A 22,765-nucleotide genomic window follows, 5' to 3' on the forward strand; every position below is an offset into this window, starting at 1 on the left:
TCGGCACCTCGGCGAGAAAAGGGGGAATCCGCGTCTTCAGTCCAGTTCAGTTCAATTCAGTACGACTTGGCGAAGTACGCCGTCTCCTCGGCCTCGTCGCCGCAGATGGAACACTCGTCGCCGCAGGGTTCCTCGTCGCGGTCGAGGGGCACCATGACGATTTCCGCCGAAATCTGGTCCTTGATTTCGGCCTCACAGTCCTCGTCGCCACACCACGCGGTCTTCACGTAGCCGCCGTGTTGACCGATGGTTCCGAGGATGTCGGCGCGGGAATCTGCCTCGCGGATGTTATCTTCGAGGGTCTCCTCGGCCGCCTCGTACATCTTGTCGAACACGATGTCGAAGTGGTCCTCGACGGTTTCGGCGATGTTCGCGCGGTCCTCGACGACGTTCTCGCCGTCGGGTCGGTGAACGACCGTGATTTCGTCGTCTTCGACCTCGTGCGGGCCGATTTCGAAGCGGACGGGAACGCCCTTCAGTTCCCACTCGTTGAACTTGAAGCCGGGATTGCGCTCGTCGCGGTCGTCCAGTTCGACGCGGACGCCCGCGTCTTCGAGGTCCTCCGCGATTCCCTCGGCGTAGGAGAGCACCTCCTCGCGGTTCTCCTCCTGCCAGATGGGGACGATGACGACCTGCTCGGGCGCGAGCGTGGGCGGACAGACGAAGCCCTGCTCGTCGCTGTGGGTCATGATGAGTGCCCCGAGCGCGCGCCACGACAGTCCCCACGAGGTAGTGTGGGCCACGCGTTCGTCCTCGTTCTCGTCGGTGAAATAGAGGTCGTACGCCTCCGCGAAGCCCTGTCCGAGGTAGTGGCTGGTCGCGCCCTGCACCGACTTGCCGTCGGGCATCAGGGCTTCGACCGTCGTCGTGGTGTCCGCGCCGGGGAACTTGTCGTGTTCGGGCTTGCGGCCGGGCATGACCGGAATCGCCAGCACCTCCTCGAAGACGCGCTGATACTGTTCGAGGCGGGTCATCGTCTCGTCCCACGCCTCTTCCTCCGTCTCGTGGGCCGTGTGGCCCTCCTGCCAGAGGAACTCCTTCGTGCGGAAGAACGGCTTGGTGTCGGTGGCTTCCCACCGAATCACGCTACACCACTGATTGAGTCGAAGTGGCAGGTCGCGGTGGCTCCGCACCCACTGGCTCATGAACGGCGTGATGATGCTCTCGCTGGTGGGACGGAAGGCGAGACGCTCGTCGAGTTCTTCGTGCCCGCCGTGAGTGACCCACGCCACTTCCGGGTCGAACCCTTCCACGATGTCGCTCTCGCGTTCGAGGTAGCTCTCGGGGATGAGCGCGGGGAAGTAGGCGTTCTGTGCGCCCGTGTCCTTGAACCAGCCGTCGAGGTGGTCCTGCAGACCCTCCCAGAGGGCGTAGCCGCGGGGTCGGGTCACGATGAACCCGCCCATGGGCGCGTAGTCGGCGAGGCCCGCCTTCAGTACGACTTCGGCGTACCAGTCGCCGGGACTGTACGATTTGGACTCGGTGATGCCGAGTTCCTGGTCGTCGTTGCTCATTACTCCTACCCAGTCCGGTTGCACTCTTAAATCTCCTGAAGCGACCGCGAGGAGTGGTGATTTTGGACGTTCGAGAAGTTCGTTCGCTTCGTTACGAGAGTTCTATTCGAAGTGATGACGCTACTTTGGACATTCGACTGCGAGATATGGACCAATCACGCTGGCGTGTGCGTCAGGAGGCCCGTAACCTGCGGTCGGTTGCGGGCCGATTGGCCAGCGCGAGGGACGACTGAGCATGCGAAGGAGTCGGTTGGGGAGGCGTGTGGGCGGTTGCGGTGGCAGTGGCGGTTTCATCGACGTCTGTATTTGCAACCACAGCAGAACCAACCACGACTCGTAGCGAACGACCGGATTGTATATAAGATAAGGTTCGTCGATAGACCCGAATTCACACTCAAAACTCCACGCCCGTCTCCAACTCCTGTTCCAGCATCTCGTCGCCGTCAGAATCGAACCGGAACCACCCGGAAAACGTCTCACCGGACAACAAGTGTGGCATCCAGAGACGGTCGTCCTCCCACATTTCGTCGTAGGGCATGTCCTCGACGTCGAACCATCGCGGGTCGGCCTCCTCTGTCTCCCTCGGTTCCCCCGAAAACTCCTCGGCGCGGAAGACGTGGACGAACATCTCCGATTCTTCGCCGAACACGAACTCGAACTCGCCGACCTTGGTCGGAGTCTCCACGAAAAGGCGAACTTCCTCCTCGACCTCACGAACCGCGGCCTCGCGGGGCGTCTCGCCGTCCTCGACCTTTCCGCCGGGACCGACGAGTTTCCCCTCGCCGAGGCCGCGTTTCTTGCGGATGAGGAGGATTTCGTCGCCCCGAACGAGGTAGCAGAGCGTCGCGGGTTGCATGGTCGTTGCTCTAACGGAACCTCAATCAGTGTTCCGTACTGGCGCGTATCGTGGATGAAACGGGTGTTTGACCCTTCACGAAACTTATGCCGAAAGGATACAATCGAAAGACATGAATCGTAGACGGGTCCTCGCGGTGTGCGGAACGACCCTGTCCGGCGGGTGTCTCGGACGCGCCCTCGACGTCGGTGGCTCCGAATCGCCCGAGACGTTCGGACCGGACGAGGTTCAACGCCGGATGTCCATCGCGCGGGTCGACGAGGTTCCGCAACGATACGAACTGAAAATCGGCGTGAAACTGCTGAACGGGACCGTCACGGCCGGGAACGCTGCCCACCTCCGAGTGACGGTGACGAACGAAGGGGAGAAGCGGCGGTTCTCCGCGGGCGAAGGTATGTGCAACCCCTTCAACCGCGACAGGGGCGCGAGCGAAACGCCGGGGTTGTGGCTTCACGAACCGGAGGACACGAAGTGGCTGGACCGAAAAGGCAACCGCTGGATGCGGGGCGAAAGTCCGAACGAACAGAGGGCCTTTGCAAACTACGCCTGTCTGCCCCGCTCGTACGAAGCGGGTGAATCGCTCGCAATCGAGTACCTCGTCTGGGACGACTATCAGATCGATGGGTACATGAAACCGGGAGCGTACCGGTTCGAGGTGCCGATTGCCGTCCACCCATCGGGGTCGAAGTTCAGCGACCCGACCGGCACTTTCGACTGGGGGTTCGACCTGCGGGTCGAGGACGGCTGAACGAAGTTATTTAACGCCAGTTACCCAACATTATCTCATGAAAGCGCCGGTCGTTCGTGCGCCCACTGCCGGACCGAAGAGGCGGTGGTTCAAATGGCTCGGAGCGTTTCTGCTGCTGGTGAACGGCGCGTTTCTCGCCCTCCTCGGAACCGACGCGCTGTCCCACCTCGGGCAATTCGCGCAGTTCGCAGTCGGCATCCTCGGTGGTCTCCTCCTGATACTCTCCGGCGTCGAACTGCCGTGGGACGTGGAGTGGTATCGGCTAGCCGGACTGGGCTACGTCTGCCTCGCGGCGTCGTTCCTCTTCAGCGGCGTTCTCACCGACGAGGGACTCGGCTGGATTGCCGTGAACGCCGTCGGCGCGTTCTCGCTCGGTTTCTTCGGGGTCGACATGATTCGCGGCGGGCGTCATTTCAAACTGGACGTGAACGCCGAGGCCTGATTCACGGTCCCGAAAACGGACTCTCCCCTTCCGTCCAGTCCCACCCCGGCAGTCGCGTCTGGAATCCGGCGGCGAGGGCGGCGTCCAAGTCGTCCACGCCCGCCGCCTCGTCGTCCACGTGGTGCATGATATCCGCGTAGTGGAACGTGGCCTCACCGAGCAGGCGGAACGGTTGGTTGCCCGCTATCATTCCGGCGAGTTCCCGCCCGAGGAGTTCGTCCACGACGAATCCGGGGTAGTCGTTTTCGACATCGAGGTCGCGAAGCAGGGCGACGAGCGCGGCGACGTTCACTGCGACGTCGCCGTCGGCGAACACCTCGTCCACTTCCCTTCGATACGTATCGACGGAGACGGAGTCGACCTCCGTACCGAACGCCTCGCCGAGGTTCGCCCGCACGTCGTTGATGAGGGTCACGACGTCGGTTCGCTCGCGGACCCACTCGTGTTCGTCGGCGACCGTGGCCGGTGTGAGTTGCATGGGGGATACGTCGGGTAGAATGGATTTAGGGGTTTTGAGAAGGCTTTTATAATCACACCGTTTAGAGGGGGATAAGCGGGTTTTCCTGTGTCCCCCATGAGCAGTTTGCTTTCGGAGACCAGGACCACAGTATGCGCGTTGACGCGTATGTTCCAATCCCGCAGAACAAGCGAGACAATCTATGCTGTGCTGTATACGTCGTAGTGGTCACGGTGTTGGAAACCACCGTCTGCGACAATCCAAGATACGCCGGACCAACAGCATTCGCTCTCCCAACGGACGAAGCGGACTGTTTTCACCATGAGTAAAGTAGAGCAACAACTCGAAGACCTCAAAGCAACGATTACGAGCGAACTCCCGAGCGACATTTCGGTATCCGACGTCAAATACGAAGGACCAGAACTCGTCGTCTACACGCGCGACCCGAAGAAGTTCGCGCGCAACGGTGACCTGATCCGAAAGCTGGCGAGCCAACTGCGAAAACGCATCACGGTTCGTCCCGACCCGGACGTTCTCTCCCGCCCCGACACGGCGCGCGAGGACATCCTCGAAGTCATTCCCGACGAAGCGGGCGTGACGGACCTCGATTTCCACGCCGATACCGGTGAAGTCGTCATCCAGGCCGAGAAACCCGGCATGGTCATCGGCAAACACGGCAGTACGCTCCGCGAGATAACCCAAGAAGTCGGCTGGACGCCGGAAGTCGTCAGAACGCCGCCCATCGAGTCCTCGACGGTCTCCAACGTCAGGAACTTCCTGAAACAGGAACGCGAGGACCGCCGCGACATTTTGGAGCGGGTCGGCAGACAGATACACCGCGAGGAGATGAGCAACGAGGAGTGGGTCCGTGTCACGACGCTCGGTTGCTGCCGCGAAGTCGGACGCGCGAGCTTCATCCTCTCGACGCCCGAAACCCGTATCCTCATCGACTGCGGCGACAAGCCGGGGTCGGACGACGTGCCCTACCTCCAAGTCGAGGAAGCGCTCGGCGCGGGTGCCGCGACCATCGACGCCGTGGTTCTCACGCACGCTCACTTGGACCACAGCGCGCTCATCCCGCTGCTGTTCAAGTACGGCTACGACGGCCCGATTTACACGACCGAACCGACCCGTGACCTGATGGGTCTGCTGCAACTCGACTACCTCGACGTGGCAGCGAAGGAAGGCCGCGTCCCGCCGTACGAGAGCGAGATGGTTCGCGAAGCGCTCAAACACACCATCCCGCTGGAGTACGGCGACGTCACCGACATCGCCCCGGACGTGAAACTCACGTTCCACAACGCGGGTCACATTCTCGGGTCGTCGGTCACCCACTTCCACATCGGCGACGGCCTGTACAACGTGGCGTTCTCGGGCGACATTCACTACGACGACACGCGCCTGTTCAACGGCGCGGTGAACGACTTCCCGCGCGTCGAGACGCTCATCCTCGAATCGACCTACGGCGGTCGGAACGACTATCAGACCGACCAGGCGGACTCCGAGGAGAAGCTCAAGAAGGTCATCAACGAGACGTACGAGAAGGGCGGCAAGGTCGTCATTCCCGCCTTCGCGGTCGGTCGGTCACAGGAGATGATGCTCGTCATCGAGGAGGCGATGCGAAACGGCGACATCCCGGAGATGCCCGTCCACCTCGACGGGATGATCTGGGAGGCGACGGCCATCCACACGACGTACCCCGAATACCTGCGTGACGACCTCAGGGACCGCATCTTCCACGAGAACGAGAACCCGTTCCTCGCCCCGCAGTTCAACCACATCGACGGTGGCGAGGAGGAACGACAGGACGTCGCCGACGGCGACCAGTGTATCATCCTCTCGACGTCCGGGATGGTCACGGGCGGCCCCATCATGTCGTGGCTCGAACACATCGGGCCGGACCCGGACAGCAGGATGGTATTCGTCGGCTACCAGGCACAAGGGACCCTCGGACGCCGTATCCAGAGCGGATGGGACGAAATCCCGCTCAACGGACGCGGCAACCGGAGCAAGACGCTCAACCTCAAACTCGACGTGGAGACGGTCGACGGCTTCTCCGGCCACGCCGACCGCGCCGGTCTGATGAACTTCGTCAAGACGATGAACCCGCGACCCGAGAAGGTCCTCTGTGTTCACGGTGACGAGAGTTCGACCCAAGACCTCTCCTCGTCGCTCTACCACGACTTCAACATCCGCACGTTCGCGCCGAAGAACTTGGAAACGTTCCGCTTCAAGTGAACGTCCGCGCTCGGCGCTGACACGCCTCGCTCGTCCGTTTTACGAACGCACGTGACTTCGTTCGGGGAACCGTTAGACGTACTCACTTCCCCATTCAGTTATATTTCTGCCATCATTTGTGAGAATCATGGCTTCCGAAGTCAATCGAACGGCAGTCGGCCGTCGGACGAATCGACTGCTGGACGAGTACGGCGACGTTCCAGTCGAAGAACGTACACGTGAGCAACCGGCGTCGAAGTTCGAGGAACTGGTGGGATACGTCCGTGACGGATACACCGGGAGTGCGTACGCGTGGGTCGTCCGTCGACCCGACGACGCCGCCCCGCTCAGCGATTCAGGGCGGCGAACGAACTGCGTGCTGACGACTGGTTTTAGTGCTCGACGTACTCGACGAGCACGCCGCCGGTCGATTTCGGGTGGAGGAACGCCACGTCGTGGCCCCACGCTCCGGGGCGTGGTTCCTCGTCGATGAGTTCGACGCCATGGTCGCGGGCCGTTTCGAGTGCGCCCTCGATGTCGTCGGTTTCGAGCGCGACGTGATGGATACCCGCCCCGTTCCGGTCGAGGTAGTCCGAAATCGTCCCCGCTTCGAGCGGTTCGAGGAGTTCGAAGTAGCTCCCGCCGAAGTCGAGGAAGACGACGGACATTCCGCCGAACTCCTCCTCGTGGACGACCGGAGCGTCGAACAGCGCTTCGTACGTCTCCGCGAGGGACAGTGCATCGTCGGTGGCGATGCCGAGGTGGTCGATGTGCATGCAAAAACGATGGCCGCATCGCGGCATAACGGTGGTGATTCCACCGGGTTGCCGCGAGGTGGGAATTATTAGGCACACCGCACGTGGGTATCTCCCATGGAGCCGAGAGCCTTACGCGCCGACATGCCCGCGCTCGAACGAACGACGTACATGAACACGGGTGCCAGCGGCCCCAGTCCGACCCGCGTCGTCGAGGCGGTGGAAACCTGCCTCGAACGGCACGAATACGAGGCACCGGCGGAGGAGGGGTCGTACCCGTTCGCCTTCGACGTGCTCGACCGAACGCGGGAGACGGTGGCCGACCACCTCGGTGCGACCGACGAGACGCTCGCGTTGACCCAGAGCACGACGGACGGTATCAACCGAATCGCCGCCGCCATCGACTGGGAGTCCGGCGACCGGGTGGTTCGAACGGACCTCGAACACTCCTCGGGCATCCTCCCGTGGAAGCGGTTGGAAGGCCATGGCGTGGAAACGGACGTGCTTGCCAGCGAGGAGGGCCGTCTCGACCTCGATTCGGTGAAGGAGGCGGCGTCGGACGCGAAACTCGTCTGTCTCAGCGCGCTCACGTGGACCCACGGGACGATGCTCCCCGTTTCCGAAATCACCGATATCGCCCACGACGCGGGCGCGCTGGTCCTCGTGGACGCGGTGCAGTGTCCGGGCCAAATGGCGACCGACGTGACCGAGTGGGGCGCGGATTTCGTCGCCGGAGCAGGTCACAAGTGGCTGTTGGGTCCGTTCGGCGCGGGATTCTGCTACGTCCGAGACGGCGCGGAACGCCACTTGAATCCGGTCCACATCGGCTACCGAAGCGTCGAGGACCCCAACGCCGAGGCGTACGCCTACGAACCGGGCGCACAGCGGCTCGAAGTCGGAACCGTTTCGCCCGCGACGTACGCGGGACTCGGGGAAGCCATCGACGTCATCGAGGAGGTCGGCTACGATACCATCGAGCGCCGGATTCGAACGCTCACGGACCGACTGAAAGACGGCCTCGTCGCGGCCGAGGGCGCGCGGTTGTTGAGTCCGGGCGAGTACGAGTCCGGCCTCGTGACCTTCGAAGTGGACGACCCGGACGGATTCGTCGAACGCCTCGCTGCCGAAGGCATCCGAATCCGGTCGCTTCCGTATCCCGAGAACTCGGTCCGTGCCTCCGTTCACGTCTTCAACACGGAAGGCGACATCGACGCACTGTTGGAGTACGTCTGAGCGTTTCGGGAGTGTCACCGTCGCCGTCGTTCGGGACGCTGAAAGTTCAGGCAGGAGATTCAACTGACTACGGACTCGAATCACGATTTACAGTTCGCTTCCGGCCGCGTACGATTCCTGCCGGCCGGTGCAGAAACGCCTTCCGCACACAATATCATGTCTACGACTGACGACGTTCAGGACCGAATCGAAGAGGTATCGAACGCAACTGGCAGCGGACCGCACCTCGTCACACTGGCCGTTCCGCCGGAGCAGTCGATCGACTCCGCGCTCGAACGAGTGGAAGAGGAACACGCGATGACCGAGTACATCGACGCCGACGAGACGAGCGAGCGCGTCACCGAGGCGCTCGAACGGATGCGACGAATCGTCAACGACTACGAGGAGACGCCCGAGAACGGTCTCGTGGTGTACGCCGGAGTCGTCGATGCCGAAACAGTGGACTACGTGTTCGACGACCTCCCGTCGCCGGTCGCCGGAGAGCGATACGAGCGCTCGAACGAGTTCGAGACCGAACCCCTCGGCGTCACGGTCGGCGAGTCGATATACGGGTTGCTCGTCGTCGAACATGGGAAGGCGATACTCGGACGATTCACCGACGGAGACGTCGAACGAGCTGAAACGCTCCAGAGCGACGACGAGGAAGAAAACCCGACGAGCGGGGAACTGGGCGACCGCGAGCAAACGCACCGTGAGTTCTTCGAGCGCGTCGCGGAGAGGGCGATGATAGAATTCCTGGGCGACGAGGCCGACGAACAGCGCCGGTCGGATGCGAATCCCGGACGCCCCGACATCGACCCCGTCGACGGACTGTTCGTCGGTGGGTCGAGCGTCACCGCATCGGAGTTCCTCGACGGGGACTACCTCGACCATCGGCTCCGGAACCGCATCGTCACCGACGCGTTCGCCGTCGGTGATGCGTCTCGGGACGGACTCGAACAACTCGCGGACAAGGCCCACGACCATCTCGAAGACGCCAAACTGGAAGACGTCCGCGAACGCTTGGACGAGTTTTTCGCCGAACTCGAAACCGGGGACGAGGCCGTTTCCGGACGGGAAGCGGTCGAGGAGGCGCTCGAATACGAAGGGGTCGCGACGATGCTCGCCTCGGAAACCATGTCGGCCGAGGAACTCCGCGGCTACGAACGGAAGACCGCCGCGCAGGGAGGGGAGTTCGTCGTCGTCCCGAACGACGTCGACGGCGGTGACGAGTTACGGGACGGTATCGGAGCGCTTCTCCGGTTCCCAATCGACTAGCCGCGATAAAGCGGAAGAATTTAGCCGCGTCGTTTCGACGGTTGATTGATTCCGTATCGGCATCCGAGACGTTCAAATCGCCGTTCCGGGCCGATACTCGCCGAACACGTCCCGAAGCACGTTGCAGATTTCCCCCACCGTGGCGTAGGCCTTCACCGCGTCCACGATGTACGGCAACAGGTTGCCGTCGCCCTCCGCCGCGTCGCGGAGTGCGTCCAGCGTCTCTTCGACTTCCCCGTCGTCCCGTTCCTCTCGAACCTCGTTCAGGTGGTCGATTTGGCGGCGTTCGTCCTCCGCCGTGACCTCCTGGATGTCCATCTCCGCCTCCTCGTCCACCTCGAACTCGTTGACGCCGACGATGGTTCGTTCGCCCGACTCTATCTCCTGCTGGCGGTCGTAGGCCACGTCCTGAATCTGGCGCTGGACCCACTGGCTCTCGATGGCCGAGCGCATTCCTCCCTTCTCGTCGATGGTGTCGAGGAGTCCGAAGGCTTCCTCCTCCAAGTCGTCCGTGAGCGCCTCCACGTAGTAACTGCCCGCCAGCGGGTCGATGGTGTCGGCGGCCCCGCTCTCGTGTGCGAGAATCTGCTGGGTGCGGAGCGCGGTCCGCACGCTCTCCTCCGTCGGCAGCGCCAGCGCCTCGTCCTTGCCGTTAGTGTGCAGGCTCTGTGTTCCGCCGAGGACGGCCGCGAGCGCCTGATACGCCACGCGGACGACGTTGTTCTCTATCTGCTGGGCGGCGAGCGTCGACCCCGCCGTCTGGGTGTGGAACTTGAGCTGTTTCGACTTCGGGTTCTCCGCGCCGAAGCGCTCCTCCATGATTTTCGCCCACATCCGCCGGGCGGCGCGGAACTTCGACACTTCCTCCAAAATGTCGTTGTGCGCGTTGAAGAAGAACGATAGCTGTGGCGCGAACTCGTCCACGTCCAACCCGGCGTCGAGCGCCGCCTCGACGTACTCGATGCCGTTGCCGAGCGTGAACGCGAGTTCCTGTGCCGCCGTCGCGCCCGCCTCACGGACGTGATAGCCGGAAATCGAGATGGTATTGAACTTCGGCACCTCTTCGGCGCAGAACTCGAAGATGTCCGTGATGATGCGCATCGACGGTTCGGGCGGGAAGATGTACGTGTTCCGCGCGATGTACTCCTTCAGCAGGTCGTTCTGAATCGTTCCACGAAGCTCCCCGCGGGAGACACCCTGTTCGTCGCCCACCGCGATGTACATCGCCAACAGCACCGACGCGGGCGCGTTGATGGTCATGGACGTACTCACCTCGTCCAGCGGAATCCCGTCGAACAGCGCCTCCATGTCCGCGAGCGAGTCGATTGCGACGCCCGACTTCCCGACTTCGCCCGCCGACATCGCAGCGTCGGAGGTGTAACCCATCTGCGTCGGCAGGTCGAACGCCACCGACAGCCCCGTCTGGCCGTTGTCGATGAGGTAGTGGTAGCGCTCGTTGGTCTCCTCGGCCGTTCCGAACCCGGCGTACTGGCGCATCGTCCACAGTCGCCCGCGATACATCGTCGGGTAGACGCCGCGGGTGTAGGGGTCCTCGCCCGGATAGCCGAGGTCCTCCTCGTAATCCGTGTCGGCGACGTCGTTCGGCGTGTATAGGCGCTCTACCGTCTGTCCGTCCGTGTCGGTCGTGAACTCCTCCTTTCGTTCGCCGAACCGGTCCAGCGTCGGGTCGAGGGTGTCCGATTCCCACTCCGCTTTCCCCCGGCGGATCTCCTCTAAGTCGTCCGCGTCAAACATTGCCTGAACTGTTGTCGTGATGCGTCTTAAGGATTGACGGACGACTTCGAGGACGACAAAAGGTGTGCCGTCGTTCGCGACGTGCAGACGTCAGTTCCGACGAGACGGGGAAGGCAGTAAGACGAGTGGGGTCTTGAAGGCATTTGTCAGTGTTCGTCACGACGGAAAACCAGCGGCACGCGAAACTGGACGGACCACGTCGGCGCGTGCGTCAGCGAGCCTGAGGCCATCACGGCCGAAGAGTCGTGGATTATCATGCGAGGTTTTGGTGAACGAGGGCACCGAAGACGCTTTTGCGTCTTCCGGAGTGAACGAATGGCACGTCAGAGCAGCGCTCTGACGGTGGATGACTGAGCATGCGAAGGAATCGGCTGGGGAGGAAGTGGCCTTCGCGGTGCAGTGTCGTGGGGGGACCTTTAGAAGCGTGCCCTCCGCCGTTATTTTTGAAATCAGACGGAGCAGACCCTATTCGTAGAGAGCGTGGAAGAGAACCGACCGTGAAAATCTTCGTTTAGTGGTCGTCTTCGCGCCACTTGTGTTCGCACTCGGTGCAGACGAAAAAGCGCGTCTCGCTCTCGTCGGCCGAGCGAATCTGTTGGAGGTACCAGTAGGCCTCGTCGTTGTCACAGTTGGGACACTGGGCGCTGGTCGTCGGGAGACCGTTGCTGCCGCCGCTGCTCTCGATTATCTCGGTGGCTTCCTGGTCCTCGGTGATGACATACTCCGAGGAATCGCCTCGTGGGGTTTCGTGACCACAGCTGCCACAGACCCAGAAACCGTCGTTCGCTTTCATCATGGAACCGCACTCGTCACAGAACTCCATTGTTGTCCCGGACTAACAAACGCGGCCATTTAAGTCGCGTGCTTTCCGCGTTTTTCGCTTATCCTTCCCCTTCGGACTGATACGGTTCGCCGACGGCCTCCCGCGGCAGGACGTTGTTGATCTCCGTTTCGAGGTCGCGCGCCGACTCGTACTCCTCCTGGTCGGTTTCCCTCACGAGCTCCCCGAGGTTTCGCTCACCGTCGGCGAGGACGAGCGTCGTTTCTTCCAACTCGATGGCCGCGTCGTCCCGGGGAATCGGATACGAGAGTTCCCGAAGGACCGTCCCGACACGATTGTACTTGATCCTCTGTGCCATGGTATCACAGACGGTGCGGTCGTGCTTAGTTGTTGTCGCGGCCGCTGTTTCGAGGGCGGAAACGCCCGGGTGCGTTGCCCACAAGCACACGAATAGCTGTCACTACGGCCGCTGTCATAACTGTCTTCAACGTGTAGCAAGTATTTCGAACCGAATGTTCAGTGTAGACAGACGAGTGCTAGCGCTGGCGATAGCGCGGATGGCCGACTCCGCTGGCAACTCGTTTCTCATCATCGTTCTTCCGCTCTACATCACGAGCGGGGCGATTACCGGGAACGCGTTCGGGTTCACCGCGACCGCTATCACCGGTATCGTCCTATCGCTGTTCGGACTGCTGAACAGCTTCACACAACCGTTCGCGGGATACCTCTCCGACAGGTCCGAGCGCCGGAAGGTGTTCATCCTCCTCGGACTCGGGATTCTGGCAGTGACGAACTTCTCGTACTCCTTTGCGAGTGGCTACCCCGCCCTCATCGCCATCCGCGCTGTCCAGGGCATCGGTGTCGCCTTCACCATCCCCTGTACCATCGCGCTCGTCAACGACCTCGCGTCGGACGAGAACCGCGGCGGGAACATGGGCGTGTTCAACACGTTCCGCCTGCTCGGGTTCGGTGCCGGACCCATCGCGGCCGGTGCGCTGGTCCATCAGGGACCGTACACCGTTGCCGGAATTCACATGTCCGGTTTCGAAGCCGCATTCTACATCGCCTCGCTGGGGGCGCTCGTCAGTTTCGCGCTCGTCACCCTGCTCGTGAGCGACCCCGAGTCCGCCGACGCGGAGGCAGCGGACGACTTCTCCATCGCGATTCGAGGGTCGCGCGGCGGTCTCGACCCGATATTCACGCTCGCGCTCGCCTCGCTGTTCATGGCCATCAGCATCGCTCTCCTCTCGACCCTGGAGACGACCATCAACCATCGACTCGGCCAGAACGAACTGTGGTTCGGCATCGAGTTCGCGGCGTTCGTCCTCGCACAGGTCGCCCTGCAGGCCCCCATCGGCCGTGCCACGGACCGCTACGGTCGAAAGCAGTTCATCGTCGCCGGACTCCTCCTGCTCATCCCCGCGACGGTTGCACAGGGGTTCGTCATGACGCCGGTCCAGATGCTCGTCGCCCGACTCGTCCAAGGCATCGCCGGTGCGCTCGTGTTCGCCCCCGCACTGGCGCTCGCGGGTGACATCGCGCGAAAGGGACGGTCCGGGACCCAACTCTCCCTGCTCACCATGGCGTTCGGCCTCGGAACCGCTATCGGACCGCTCTCGTCCGGGTTCCTCGTCAAGTTCGGGTTCCAAGTGCCGTTCGAAGTGGGCGGCTTCCTCGCGGCAATGGGTGTCATCCTCGTCTACACGCAAGTCGAGGAGACCGTCACCTCCGGGTCCAGTGCCCGCGCGTCCCCACAGGATTGAAAAAGAACGAACCCGTCGCGTTTGCGTTTCTCCCTCTTCCACTCAATCGAAGTTCGGTTCCCTGTCCTCCACGAACGCGGCCATCCCTTCCCGCTGGTCGTGGGTGCCGAACATCGAACTCCAAAGCCGACGCTCGTAGCGAAGCCCCGCCGACTGGGTGCCCTCCTGCACCTGGTTCAGGGCCTCCTTCGCGGCTTGGAGGGCGAACGCCGGACGTTCCGCGAGGTCGGTCGCCATCTCCTCCACGTGGGGGTCGAGTTCGTCGGGGGCGACGACTTCGCCGACCAATCCCATCTCGTGGGCGTCCTGTGCGTCGATGCGCTCGCCGAAGAAGATGAGCCGTCGGGCGAGTTCGTCGCCGACCAACCGAGAGAGTCGCTGGGTGCCGCCCCACCCGGGGATGATGCCGAGGTCGATTTCGGTCTGGCCGAGAACGGCGTTCGAACTCGCTACGCGGAGGTCACACGCCAGCGCGAGTTCACAGCCACCACCGAAGGCGTAGCCGTTGATGGCGGCGATGACCGGCGCGGGGAAGGCTTCGAGCGAATCGGCGACGTCGTGGCCCAACTCGGCGTACGCCTGTGCCTCCGCCACCGAGAGGTCCTTCATGTAGCTGATGTCGGCCCCGGCGACGAACGCCTTCTCGCCTGCCCCCGTGAGGACGAGCGCACGGGCACTATCCGACTCCGCCTCATCGATAGCGTCGCGGAGCGCGTGGAGCGTTTCGACGTTCAGCGCGTTGAGTCGGTTGGGTCGGTCCACCGTCAGCGTCGCGACGTCGTCGGCAAACTCGTATCGTACCGTGTCCGATTCGGGCATGCGTATGTCGTCTCGGGGTGTTCGGTTAATCGTTGCGGACGGGTGGGTCGGTCGTCGAAACGATTCCTATTACCGGGTGGCGTCGTCGAAACGAACGCCGGTGTCGCTTCGGAACTGGCAAATAACCCCCCGTCATAATCACGCGACAATGACGTTGTCCGAGGAGGCCCGCGACCGACTGGCAGATCTGGTCGAACTCCAACCGACCAAAAACAGCGAACTCCAGGACCGCTGGGGGTTAGAGAGCGGGAGCGAAGTGCATCAGTATCTCGAAAACGAACTGAAGGAGTACTACTACCGGGACGACAACAGCTACATCCGCGCGACGACGGAGGCGAACGACCTCGTCGACGTGGAACCCGGCATGGTCGCCGACGACGGGGACGATGTTCCGAGCGTGGTCCGCGTGCCGACGCTCCAGCGACAGGTGTTCGACGTCGTTCCCGGCCCGGACGAACGCTCGGCGAGCGTCGTCTCCGTCCTCCACGCCGTCCGCGAGGAGTTCGGTATAGACCCGGACGTCGACGACGTGCGCTCGGCGCTCCAGAGTCTGAAACGGAAGGGCGTCGTCGAAGTCGTCTACCGAACCGTCCCGACGTTCAAACTCACCGTCGAACGCGACGACATCACGGTCGAGGAGTCCGGTTGAATCACTCGGCGTTCGACTCCGACCCGCTCGGACGATAGCGTTCTCGACGCGATTCGAGCAGTCGTTTACTGGCGTTCCCCGGTCCACCCTCGATGGGCCATCCCTTCTGCCGCCACGCCGGCGGTTCCGGTTCGAACGCGGAACAGTTACCGGAACACTCCCGTGCCGTTTGATGGCAGGACTTCGCGTCACAGTAGGGCAGAACCAACGCTTCCTCGCGCCGTAGTTCGAAGTGCCGACAGTCCGGGCGCATCGTTCGGGTGTACGTGCGCCACCCCCGTTCGTAGGCCCGTTCCGCGATTTCGAGCCGTTTTTGCGCTTTCTCCTCGGGAGGCACGTACTCGAACCGGGCGGCGGACTGGTCGTACTTCCTGCCGCTCGGTCGTTCGAGGATTCGCGTTCCCGGCGCGTCCACGTCGAGCGTTCGCGGGTACCACGCTACCTCGGCCTCGTGACCGTCGAACGTCAGAATCCCCGCCTCGACCGGGATGGATTCGAGGAGGGCCGGTTCGGTCGTCTCGCCCGTCCGGTTCGTCGCTACCCACACCTCGTCGGCCAACGAGAGGGCCACGTCCCGTTCCAACTGCGGACGCAAATCGCGGGCCGCGCCCGCGTCCAAGTCGGGTTTGTTCTCGATGGCGACGATGCGTCGAATCCAGTCCGGATACGCGTATCGGCGCTTGATTTCGAGGCGGTTGCCTCGCTTTCGAACCGAGAGAATCCCCTGGTCGTCCGCCTCGTGAATCGTCTCGCGGACGTACCGCCACGGATAGCTGGGTTGGGGGAGGGCGTCCCGATACCACTCCCACCCCTCGGGCGCGTGTCGCACCACGTCGAGCATGTCGCCGTCCAATCGAGTCCGTCCGAAGTTCGCCCGACGAGCGAAGGCGTCGGCGTCCACTTCGATGACCACGGTGTCCCACCGCCTGCGCTTCGTCCCGAGTTGTCGGGCGACGAGAATGGCCCGTTCGCCGTCGTCGGGCGGCCAGCGTCGCTCGGCCCATCGGCATGTTCGCAGTTCGAAGACGAACTCCGATTCGTCCATACGCCTCCCTCTCTCCCGACGCTGGTAAGCGGTTCGACTCCGGTATATCAAAAAACATTTGTTGGCATAACTGAAAGAACGAACTCACCGTCAAAAACGAGACGGCGGTCGACGGGAAACTCCCCGCGAACATGTACGGGATAACCGTCTACGCCGGAACCGGGGACAGCACCTCCAAAATCGGCTACGGCGGGCTGAACGTGCAAGGTGACGAATCGAACGGGTCACGGACGACCACGGCGACGGACGCCACGACAACGTCCGACGAGTCGGAGATGACGACGACCACGTCGAACGAATCCACGACGACGACCGATAGCAGCGGACAACCCGGCTTCGGCGTCGGGATTTCGGTCGTCGCGCTCGCGGCGGTCGCGCTGCTCGCACGGCGGCAGTAGACCCGACTGACTCGGCGGCAAGAGACCCGTTCTTTCTATTTCGAGATACCCGACGAGCGCCAGCACCGCATTCGTCCTCACTGTGGTTCCACTCCTTCCCACGCGCTCCAATCGAGGCCGCCGCCGACACCGAGAACGTCCAGTCGGGCGTACTGTGGCGGCGTATCGCTGCCGTCACCGCCCCCACTCGGTAAGAACTCGAACGTCGTCCACTTCTCGCTCGTTTCGACGCGAGCACGAAGCGTGACCGCGGTTCCCGGCGGGGCAGAGACGAACTGGAGGTACGTCTCACCGCTTCCCGCCGAAAGCTCCACCTCTAGCGTCGCTTTCGGTGAGTGATCGACCGTCGCGACGGTCAGCGAAAGGTCAGATTCGGCCGTATTGTGGAGCCAGAGCGTTCCGCCCGGATAGTTCGGTCCCGGGATACTGTCCCCCATCAGACACCCGGCCGTCGAAACGAGCGCGGCGGGTACCCCGACCGTCGTCAGAAACCGTCGGCGATTCATATCAGACCAGTCGGATAAGCGAACAAATGTCTTCTGGGAGAGTGGTTACGTCGATTCGGGGACGAACTACTCGCTGGTCGACTGGTGGATGTGCTTCGAGAAATCCGCGTTTTCGTTCCCGTTCAGGCGTCCTCGTACTCGTCGAGGAACTCGTGCGCGTCACGGAGGATGTCGCGCGGTCCGTCCTGCGTGATGGTGTTTATCGCCTGCTCGTAGTCGCGCCACTGCAGGTCCCGGTGTTCGGTCGAGAGTTCCGCACTGGCCTCGTACGACTTGGCGATGAACAGGTGGACGGTCTTGTGAATCGTCGTCCCGTTCGCCTCGAAGACGTAACTGTAGTCGTCGCGGAAGCCGTCGAGGAGCCGAAAATCCTCGATTCCGGCCTCCTCCTTGACTTCACGTATTGCCGTTTGCTGTAGCTCTTCGTCGCCCTCCACGCCGCCTTTCGGGAACTCCCAATCGCCCGGTCGGCTTTTGAGGAGGAGGTATTCTCGTCGACCGCGGGTATCCCTGAACAGGATCGCACCCGCGCTCGTAGCGTTAACTGCCATTGCGTTCAGGTACGAGGGTGGCCATTAAAGGAATGTCGAACCAATACGGGCGTTTTCGTGCCAGCAGCGCGCTCCGATATCGGGTTCCAGACGAGAACACCATCATTTCCCCCATTAGAGATCGTAACAAAGACTCGAGACGGAAGCAGATGTTTTACGTAGCAGGATTGTGTACAGTCTACAGAGCTAGCCATGACCTTCATCACGAAAGTACTCCTCCAGAGCGGGAACCGGCCCGTTCTGGACAACGTAGTATCCGACATCCGTTCGTTGGCCGGGCGAAAAGGTGCCGACCTTCGCGGACCGCACTCGGACCCGCCGGAGCGACATCGCGTACCACAGTACAAGACACTCTCGGGCGACGAGAGCCGACAGTTCCGAAGTTGGGACTACACCGTCTACACGCGACGGTTGGAAATCGTCGGGCACAACGACGTCTCGCGTCGCGTCGCACAGATGGACTTCCCGCCGGGAATCCGCGTCGAGGTCGAACTCGAACAGATTCAGGGCATGGGGAAAGCCTGACCGTCCTCGATTTTTCTCTCTCCGTACAATTCCGAAATACGAGCGTTCCAGTGACCGCTTGGTCCAGACCGTTCAGGGACGTCTGACGGTCGTTTCGAGGAGGCCGAGGCGACTACTGAACACCATCGCATCCCGCGAAAACTCGTATTTCGTCCGTTCCTGTAGCGTCTCCTCGGTAAACAGGTACGAGGCACCGGCGACGCTTCCGGTTCCCCTGTCGTACCGAATCGCATAGCCGTTGTAGTCGTCCGGTTGCGAGATTTCGGGCGCTTCGCCCCCGCCGGGAAGCGTGAGCATCCGCACCGTTATTGTCGCCGGGAGTATCGAGACGACGCGGAACTCTGCGTCCGCCACGTAGTCGTCGAAATACACCAGTACATCCCGTTTTCCCTGTGCCGCCACCGTTCCCACTCCCGCGATTCCGAGTCCGACCGCACTCGCCGCGAAGAGCCCTTTCTTCAGGAACTCCCGCCGCGAATCCCGCGGGTTCGGGAGTTCTATCGAGTCGTTCGATTCCATCGTTCCGCACCCCCCGTGGTACGTACTCGAAAGGAGGCGTCTCGGCGGGATAAACTGGTCGTAAGCGGCCGGTTACGGAGTTACCTCGGCGTAACCGAGTCCGTTTTACTCCCCGTCGATGGCTTCGACGAAGGTCGCTCGCCCCGTGTGGCCGTTCGCGTCGAACTCCTCGACTCGGAGTCGAACGCGGTCGTCCACTTTGCCCTGCGGTGCGCCTTCCACTCGGAGGACGGTGTCGCCGACGCGGGCAGTCGCGGTGCCGTTACGCTGTCCGGTGAGATACACGTCTATCTCCTCGCCGGTTTCGAACACGGGTTTGTTCGTCCGGAACGACCAGCCGGCCAGATATTTGTCGAGGAGGCTCATACCCGCGCCACCTCCTCGGCGCGGCGGTCGGAAACGTACTCCAGCCCGAACCCGGTCAGTGCCGAGAACAGGAACACGCCGAACAGGAACCACCCGTGGAAGACGAACGGCCAGACTTCCGCGGGGTTGACGACCATCGACCGGGTGAACCAGCCGAACTGGTCGCTGCCCACGAGTTGAATCATGGTCGCGTAGCCGACCAACACGCCGCCGCCCCACGGGAAGATGTAGCCCATGGCGGAACTGTTGGCGTCGAGGATGTTCGCGCGGCGGTAGCCGTTGACGTTGAACCGCTTGCCGATGCGGGCGACGTAGGGCGCGATAGCGATTTCCGCGGCGGTGTTGATGGTGATCATCGCGTTGACGCCCGCCGTGCCGAGCACCATCGTCGTCTCCGCCCGCCGGACGTTGGTTGCCACGCTGTTCAACAGCCAGTTCTGGAGCGCCTCGAAGCCGCCGCCCCGAATCATTATCTGTGCCCCGGCCACGATGAGCAGGGTCAGCACGATGAGCGGGAAGAAGCCCGACGCGCCGCTATAGAGACTACCGCCGACCGTGCCCGCGTTGTCGGCGTTCACGGCGACGGTCTGCACGAACGGCAGGAACCCGAAAGTGCTCGCGAGCGGGCCGTTGTTCGGTGCGTAAAAGACCAGCATCTTCTGAATCGGCGCGAGGCCGGTGACGACGTTGACGATGACCGCGAACACGAGCCCCCACGAAATCGCCTCGACGATGTGGCGGCCCGAGATGGCCGTCACGATGACGATGCCCATCGAGACGAGGTGGATGAGACCGAGTGGGTTGCTGTCCAGCGAGACGTCGGCGGCGATGTTCGCCCCGTCCATCGTCATCCCGGCGACGACGTAGCCGACGAGCGCGAACAGCGCCGCGGTGAGGGCGTATTTGAACCGGGAGGCGACGACGCCGCCGATGTCCGAATCCTGCGTCACCGCGCTCACGATGGTCGTGTCACTCACTGGTGCGAGGTTGTCGCCGAACACTGCTCCCGACAGTATCGCGCCGAACATCAACACCGGATTCGCGCCGATGACGAGACCGGCCGGGAAGAACAGGCCGGTGAACGCGATGGTCGTCCCGTACCCGGTTCCGATGCCCGTCGCCAACAGCGCCGCGAGGATGAACGTCGCCGCCGGAAACAGCGACGCGCCGACGTGCAACGTGTTCGCGGCCCAGACGAGGCCCTGTACGAAGCCGCCGTCCTGTAACACTTGGGCGAACATGCCCGCCCAGAGCCACGCGACGATGGCCGTCGCCGCCACGCGTTGAGTCATCCCCTCGAAAATGGTGTTGGCGTAGGTTTTCCAGTCGCCCTTTGCGAAGAACATCCCGACGATGAGCGAGAGAAGCATCCCCACGACGAGGCCGGAGGTACTTCCGACGCCGAGGAAGCCGCTCTGGAACACTGCCCACACGATGAACAACCCGATGGGAAGCGCGCTCATGGCCCTCCCGCCGTAGAACTCGATACGGGACTCGTGTCGCGCCTGTTCCGCCTGTGCTAACTCCTCTTCGACTTCTTCGTCGCGCTCGTCAGATGGCGTACTCATTCATAATACCTCTGTCACGCTGTGACAAGCCACCGGAGTGGTATAAAAGTAGTCCGCAAAAATTGACAGACGAAGGGGGTTCAGGGAGGAAAATCGAACGGTGGTGAGTACCGCAAACGGATGAACGGTCGAAGAGTGACACGTTTCCCGTTCCGAATTTCGACACGTCACCCACGTGGCCGCTTTTGGAGTATTTAAGGCCCACCCCGCCGTCTCCCCTGCCATGAGTCAACAGGCCAGCCGTGACAGACTCGTAGAACTCAGGCGCGACCTTCACCGACACCCGGAACCCGCGTGGCGGGAGTTCTACACTACCGCTCGAATCGTGGACGAACTGGAATCCATCGGCGTGGACGAACTGTACGTCGGTCCTGAAGTTCTCGCCCAAGACGAGCGCATGTCGGTCCCGGACGACGATGAACTCGAAACGTGGTACGAACAGGCGCGCGCCGCCGGGGCACGCGAGGACGTCCTCGAACGGCTAGACGGCGGTAATACGGGCGCGATTGCGGTCCTCGAACGCGGCGAAGGACCGACCGTCGCCCTTCGGGTGGACATCGACGGTCTGGTTCGGGAAGAATCGACCGACGACGACCACGTTCCCGCCGCGGAAGGCTTCCGCTCCGAGCACGCGGGCGCGATGCACGCGTGCGGCCACGACTCGCACATCACGATGGGAATCGGCGTGCTCGAAGCCGTGAAGGACAGCGACTTCGAGGGGACATTTAAGGTCCTCTTCCAACCCGGAGAGGAGATGGTGGCCGGGGGCAAGCCGATGGCCAAGAGCGGACATTTGGACGACGTGGACTACCTCCTCGCGGTTCACATCGGCCTCGACCACCCGACCGGCGAAGTCGTCGCGGGCGTCGACGGGTTCCTCGCGGTGGACCACTTCCGCGCGGACTTCTCCGGCGTACCGGCCCACGCCGGCGGCCAACCGAACGCGGGCGAGAACGCGATTCAGGCGATGGCCACCGCCATTCAGAACCTTTACGCCATTCCGCGGCACGAGGACGGCCCGACGCGGGTCAACGCGGGACAGGTCGGCGGCGGAACGGCGACCAACATCATTCCGGAACACGCGTACATCGACGGCGAGGTTCGCGGCGAGACGACGGAACTCAAGGATTACATGAAAGAACGCGCGGAGCGCGTCCTCGAAAACGCGGCGGAGATGCACGGATGCACCGTCGAACTCAGTTCCGAAGGGGAAGCGCCGAGCGCGGAGAGCGACGAGGGCTTGGTCGAAATCATCCACGACGTGTCCCTGAACACGGACGGCGTCGATAATCCGATTCGCCGCGACACGCTCGGCGGAAGCGAGGACGCCACCTATCTGATGCAGGAGGTGCAAGGAAACGGCGGCCTCGCGGCGTACGTCGGCGTCGGTACCGACCACCCCGGCGGCCACCACACCGCGACGTTCGACGTGGACGAGGACAGCCTCCCTATCGGCGTGGACCTCCTCTCGACAGCCATCCTCGAAATCGCACAACAACGTCCATAGTTGGTGGAAATCCAACAACAGAGAGCGGATGTCAACATCCCCGATTCATGTCTATCAAAGATGGGTTCTGGATATCCAACAATTTCAATAGAACACGGTAATTTTTATAATCCCCCATCACAACCCTCTGAGTAGATTCGAACAGTATCGCAATGTTCGAGAGGCACACACCTATGAACGGGAACATCAACGACAGTAACGACGGAGCGGTTATGGCGAGTACGACGCAGTCGAATCAGTACACCTGTTATGCGGACGGGGAGCAACTCAGCACGGCGGTGGTCATGGCACTCACCACCGTTACCGGGGGTGACTCCGGAGACATCGGCGTCCCGCTATACGACGTCATCGACCCGGATGCTCTCGACAATCTCTTTAGCGACAAACACGACGGCTCACCTCGAACGGGCGGAAAAGTCGTATTTACCATTCTAAACTACGAAGTAACCGTCCAGAGCTACGGTGAAATCGTCATTCGAGAACTGGAATAACTCGGCGTTCTTTTTTCTGTTCATTGCTGTTTCCGTCGGTTTC

General features: G+C 62.4%; 25 protein-coding genes. 11 read left to right on the forward strand and 14 right to left on the reverse strand.

The window, feature by feature from the left end; translation table 11 throughout:
- Positions 1-56: 56 nt before the first annotated feature.
- Positions 57-1,514: a proline--tRNA ligase gene (gene proS / locus AC1XDK_RS09400; protein ID WP_483349591.1), complete on the reverse strand. Its 1,458-nt coding sequence runs from the start codon at positions 1,512-1,514 to the stop codon at positions 57-59.
- A gap of 394 nt (positions 1,515-1,908) precedes the next feature.
- Positions 1,909-2,370 carry an 8-oxo-dGTP diphosphatase gene (locus tag AC1XDK_RS09405; RefSeq protein WP_483349592.1) on the reverse strand — a complete coding sequence of 154 codons (462 nt, stop codon included), beginning with the start codon at positions 2,368-2,370 and terminating at the stop codon, positions 1,909-1,911.
- Positions 2,371-2,482: 112 nt separating this feature from the next.
- Here AC1XDK_RS09405 and AC1XDK_RS09410 point away from each other — a divergent pair, with 112 nt between their 5' ends.
- Positions 2,483-3,118 (forward strand): hypothetical protein, encoded by a 636-nt coding sequence (locus tag AC1XDK_RS09410; RefSeq protein WP_483349593.1) that lies wholly within the window; start codon positions 2,483-2,485, stop codon positions 3,116-3,118.
- 37 nt (positions 3,119-3,155) lie between these two features.
- Positions 3,156-3,560 carry a DUF7994 family protein gene (locus AC1XDK_RS09415; protein WP_483349594.1) on the forward strand — a complete coding sequence of 135 codons (405 nt, stop codon included), beginning with the start codon at positions 3,156-3,158 and terminating at the stop codon, positions 3,558-3,560.
- Between the two features lies 1 nt (position 3,561).
- On the opposite strand, the gene AC1XDK_RS09420 is transcribed toward AC1XDK_RS09415, so the two are convergent.
- Positions 3,562-4,038 (reverse strand): DUF7984 family protein, encoded by a 477-nt coding sequence (locus tag AC1XDK_RS09420; protein WP_483349595.1) that lies wholly within the window; start codon positions 4,036-4,038, stop codon positions 3,562-3,564.
- A 300-nt stretch (positions 4,039-4,338) separates the two neighbouring features.
- Here AC1XDK_RS09420 and AC1XDK_RS09425 point away from each other — a divergent pair, with 300 nt between their 5' ends.
- On the forward strand, positions 4,339-6,255 hold the full coding sequence (locus AC1XDK_RS09425) for a beta-CASP ribonuclease aCPSF1 (RefSeq protein ID WP_483349596.1): 1,917 nt from the start codon (positions 4,339-4,341) through the stop codon (positions 6,253-6,255).
- Positions 6,256-6,626: 371 nt separating this feature from the next.
- Here AC1XDK_RS09425 and mce read toward each other — a convergent pair whose 3' ends face one another.
- Entirely contained in the window at positions 6,627-7,010 is a 384-nt protein-coding gene (gene mce / locus AC1XDK_RS09430) for a methylmalonyl-CoA epimerase (protein ID WP_483349597.1), read from the reverse strand.
- A 96-nt stretch (positions 7,011-7,106) separates the two neighbouring features.
- Between mce and AC1XDK_RS09435 the strand changes: the two genes are divergently transcribed.
- Complete coding sequence (locus tag AC1XDK_RS09435; RefSeq protein WP_483349598.1) at positions 7,107-8,222, forward strand: aminotransferase class V-fold PLP-dependent enzyme; 1,116 nt, start codon at positions 7,107-7,109, stop codon at positions 8,220-8,222.
- A gap of 156 nt (positions 8,223-8,378) precedes the next feature.
- Positions 8,379-9,479: a Vms1/Ankzf1 family peptidyl-tRNA hydrolase gene (locus AC1XDK_RS09440; RefSeq protein ID WP_483349599.1), complete on the forward strand. Its 1,101-nt coding sequence runs from the start codon at positions 8,379-8,381 to the stop codon at positions 9,477-9,479.
- A 72-nt stretch (positions 9,480-9,551) separates the two neighbouring features.
- On the opposite strand, the gene AC1XDK_RS09445 is transcribed toward AC1XDK_RS09440, so the two are convergent.
- From AC1XDK_RS09445 to AC1XDK_RS09455, 3 genes are all read right to left on the reverse strand, one after another.
- Positions 9,552-11,234, reverse strand: coding sequence for an acyl-CoA mutase large subunit family protein (locus tag AC1XDK_RS09445; protein WP_483349600.1), 1,683 nt, complete (start codon positions 11,232-11,234; stop codon positions 9,552-9,554).
- Positions 11,235-11,745: 511 nt separating this feature from the next.
- Positions 11,746-12,057, reverse strand: a complete 312-nt coding sequence (locus tag AC1XDK_RS09450; protein ID WP_483349601.1) for a transcription factor S — start codon at positions 12,055-12,057, stop codon at positions 11,746-11,748.
- Between the two features lie 58 nt (positions 12,058-12,115).
- Positions 12,116-12,373: a DUF5789 family protein gene (locus tag AC1XDK_RS09455; RefSeq protein WP_483349602.1), complete on the reverse strand. Its 258-nt coding sequence runs from the start codon at positions 12,371-12,373 to the stop codon at positions 12,116-12,118.
- 154 nt (positions 12,374-12,527) lie between these two features.
- On the opposite strand from AC1XDK_RS09455, the gene AC1XDK_RS09460 reads away from it, so the two are divergent.
- Positions 12,528-13,778 (forward strand): MFS transporter, encoded by a 1,251-nt coding sequence (locus AC1XDK_RS09460; RefSeq protein WP_483349603.1) that lies wholly within the window; start codon positions 12,528-12,530, stop codon positions 13,776-13,778.
- Between the two features lie 42 nt (positions 13,779-13,820).
- On the opposite strand, the gene AC1XDK_RS09465 is transcribed toward AC1XDK_RS09460, so the two are convergent.
- A complete protein-coding gene (locus tag AC1XDK_RS09465) occupies positions 13,821-14,597 on the reverse strand; it encodes an enoyl-CoA hydratase/isomerase family protein (protein WP_483349604.1) in 777 nt (258 codons plus the stop codon).
- Positions 14,598-14,745: 148 nt separating this feature from the next.
- On the opposite strand from AC1XDK_RS09465, the gene AC1XDK_RS09470 reads away from it, so the two are divergent.
- Positions 14,746-15,246, forward strand: a complete 501-nt coding sequence (locus AC1XDK_RS09470) for a DUF5797 family protein (RefSeq protein WP_483349605.1) — start codon at positions 14,746-14,748, stop codon at positions 15,244-15,246.
- 1 nt (position 15,247) lies between these two features.
- Here the strand turns inward: AC1XDK_RS09470 and AC1XDK_RS09475 are convergent, their stop codons facing one another.
- Positions 15,248-16,291: a DUF5787 family protein gene (locus tag AC1XDK_RS09475; RefSeq protein WP_483349606.1), complete on the reverse strand. Its 1,044-nt coding sequence runs from the start codon at positions 16,289-16,291 to the stop codon at positions 15,248-15,250.
- Positions 16,292-16,422: 131 nt separating this feature from the next.
- On the opposite strand from AC1XDK_RS09475, the gene AC1XDK_RS09480 reads away from it, so the two are divergent.
- Positions 16,423-16,689 (forward strand): PGF-CTERM sorting domain-containing protein, encoded by a 267-nt coding sequence (locus AC1XDK_RS09480; protein ID WP_483349607.1) that lies wholly within the window; start codon positions 16,423-16,425, stop codon positions 16,687-16,689.
- Between the two features lie 77 nt (positions 16,690-16,766).
- Here the strand turns inward: AC1XDK_RS09480 and AC1XDK_RS09485 are convergent, their stop codons facing one another.
- The gene (locus AC1XDK_RS09485) at positions 16,767-17,195 is read right to left on the reverse strand and encodes a hypothetical protein (protein WP_483349609.1); all 429 of its coding nucleotides are present in this window, start codon (positions 17,193-17,195) and stop codon (positions 16,767-16,769) included.
- A 122-nt stretch (positions 17,196-17,317) separates the two neighbouring features.
- Complete coding sequence (locus AC1XDK_RS09490) at positions 17,318-17,746, reverse strand: bis(5'-nucleosyl)-tetraphosphatase (protein WP_483349610.1); 429 nt, start codon at positions 17,744-17,746, stop codon at positions 17,318-17,320.
- 192 nt (positions 17,747-17,938) lie between these two features.
- Between AC1XDK_RS09490 and AC1XDK_RS09495 the strand changes: the two genes are divergently transcribed.
- Positions 17,939-18,271 carry a 30S ribosomal protein S10 gene (locus tag AC1XDK_RS09495; RefSeq protein ID WP_395281633.1) on the forward strand — a complete coding sequence of 111 codons (333 nt, stop codon included), beginning with the start codon at positions 17,939-17,941 and terminating at the stop codon, positions 18,269-18,271.
- Between the two features lie 72 nt (positions 18,272-18,343).
- Here the strand turns inward: AC1XDK_RS09495 and AC1XDK_RS09500 are convergent, their stop codons facing one another.
- From AC1XDK_RS09500 to AC1XDK_RS09510, 3 genes are all read right to left on the reverse strand, one after another.
- On the reverse strand, positions 18,344-18,790 hold the full coding sequence (locus AC1XDK_RS09500; protein ID WP_483349611.1) for a hypothetical protein: 447 nt from the start codon (positions 18,788-18,790) through the stop codon (positions 18,344-18,346).
- Positions 18,791-18,895: 105 nt separating this feature from the next.
- Positions 18,896-19,156, reverse strand: coding sequence for a DUF7513 family protein (locus tag AC1XDK_RS09505; protein ID WP_483349613.1), 261 nt, complete (start codon positions 19,154-19,156; stop codon positions 18,896-18,898).
- The gene (locus AC1XDK_RS09510; RefSeq protein ID WP_483349614.1) at positions 19,153-20,724 is read right to left on the reverse strand and encodes a Na+/H+ antiporter NhaC family protein; all 1,572 of its coding nucleotides are present in this window, start codon (positions 20,722-20,724) and stop codon (positions 19,153-19,155) included. Before AC1XDK_RS09510 ends, AC1XDK_RS09505 begins: the two co-directional genes overlap by 4 nt.
- 223 nt (positions 20,725-20,947) lie before the next feature.
- Between AC1XDK_RS09510 and AC1XDK_RS09515 the strand changes: the two genes are divergently transcribed.
- The gene (locus AC1XDK_RS09515; protein WP_483349615.1) at positions 20,948-22,231 is read left to right on the forward strand and encodes an amidohydrolase; all 1,284 of its coding nucleotides are present in this window, start codon (positions 20,948-20,950) and stop codon (positions 22,229-22,231) included.
- Positions 22,232-22,404: 173 nt separating this feature from the next.
- On the forward strand, positions 22,405-22,722 hold the full coding sequence (locus tag AC1XDK_RS09520; protein WP_483349616.1) for a HalOD1 output domain-containing protein: 318 nt from the start codon (positions 22,405-22,407) through the stop codon (positions 22,720-22,722).
- Positions 22,723-22,765 lie beyond the last annotated feature (43 nt).

It is taken from the genome of Haladaptatus sp. HS23 (assembly GCF_056892285.1).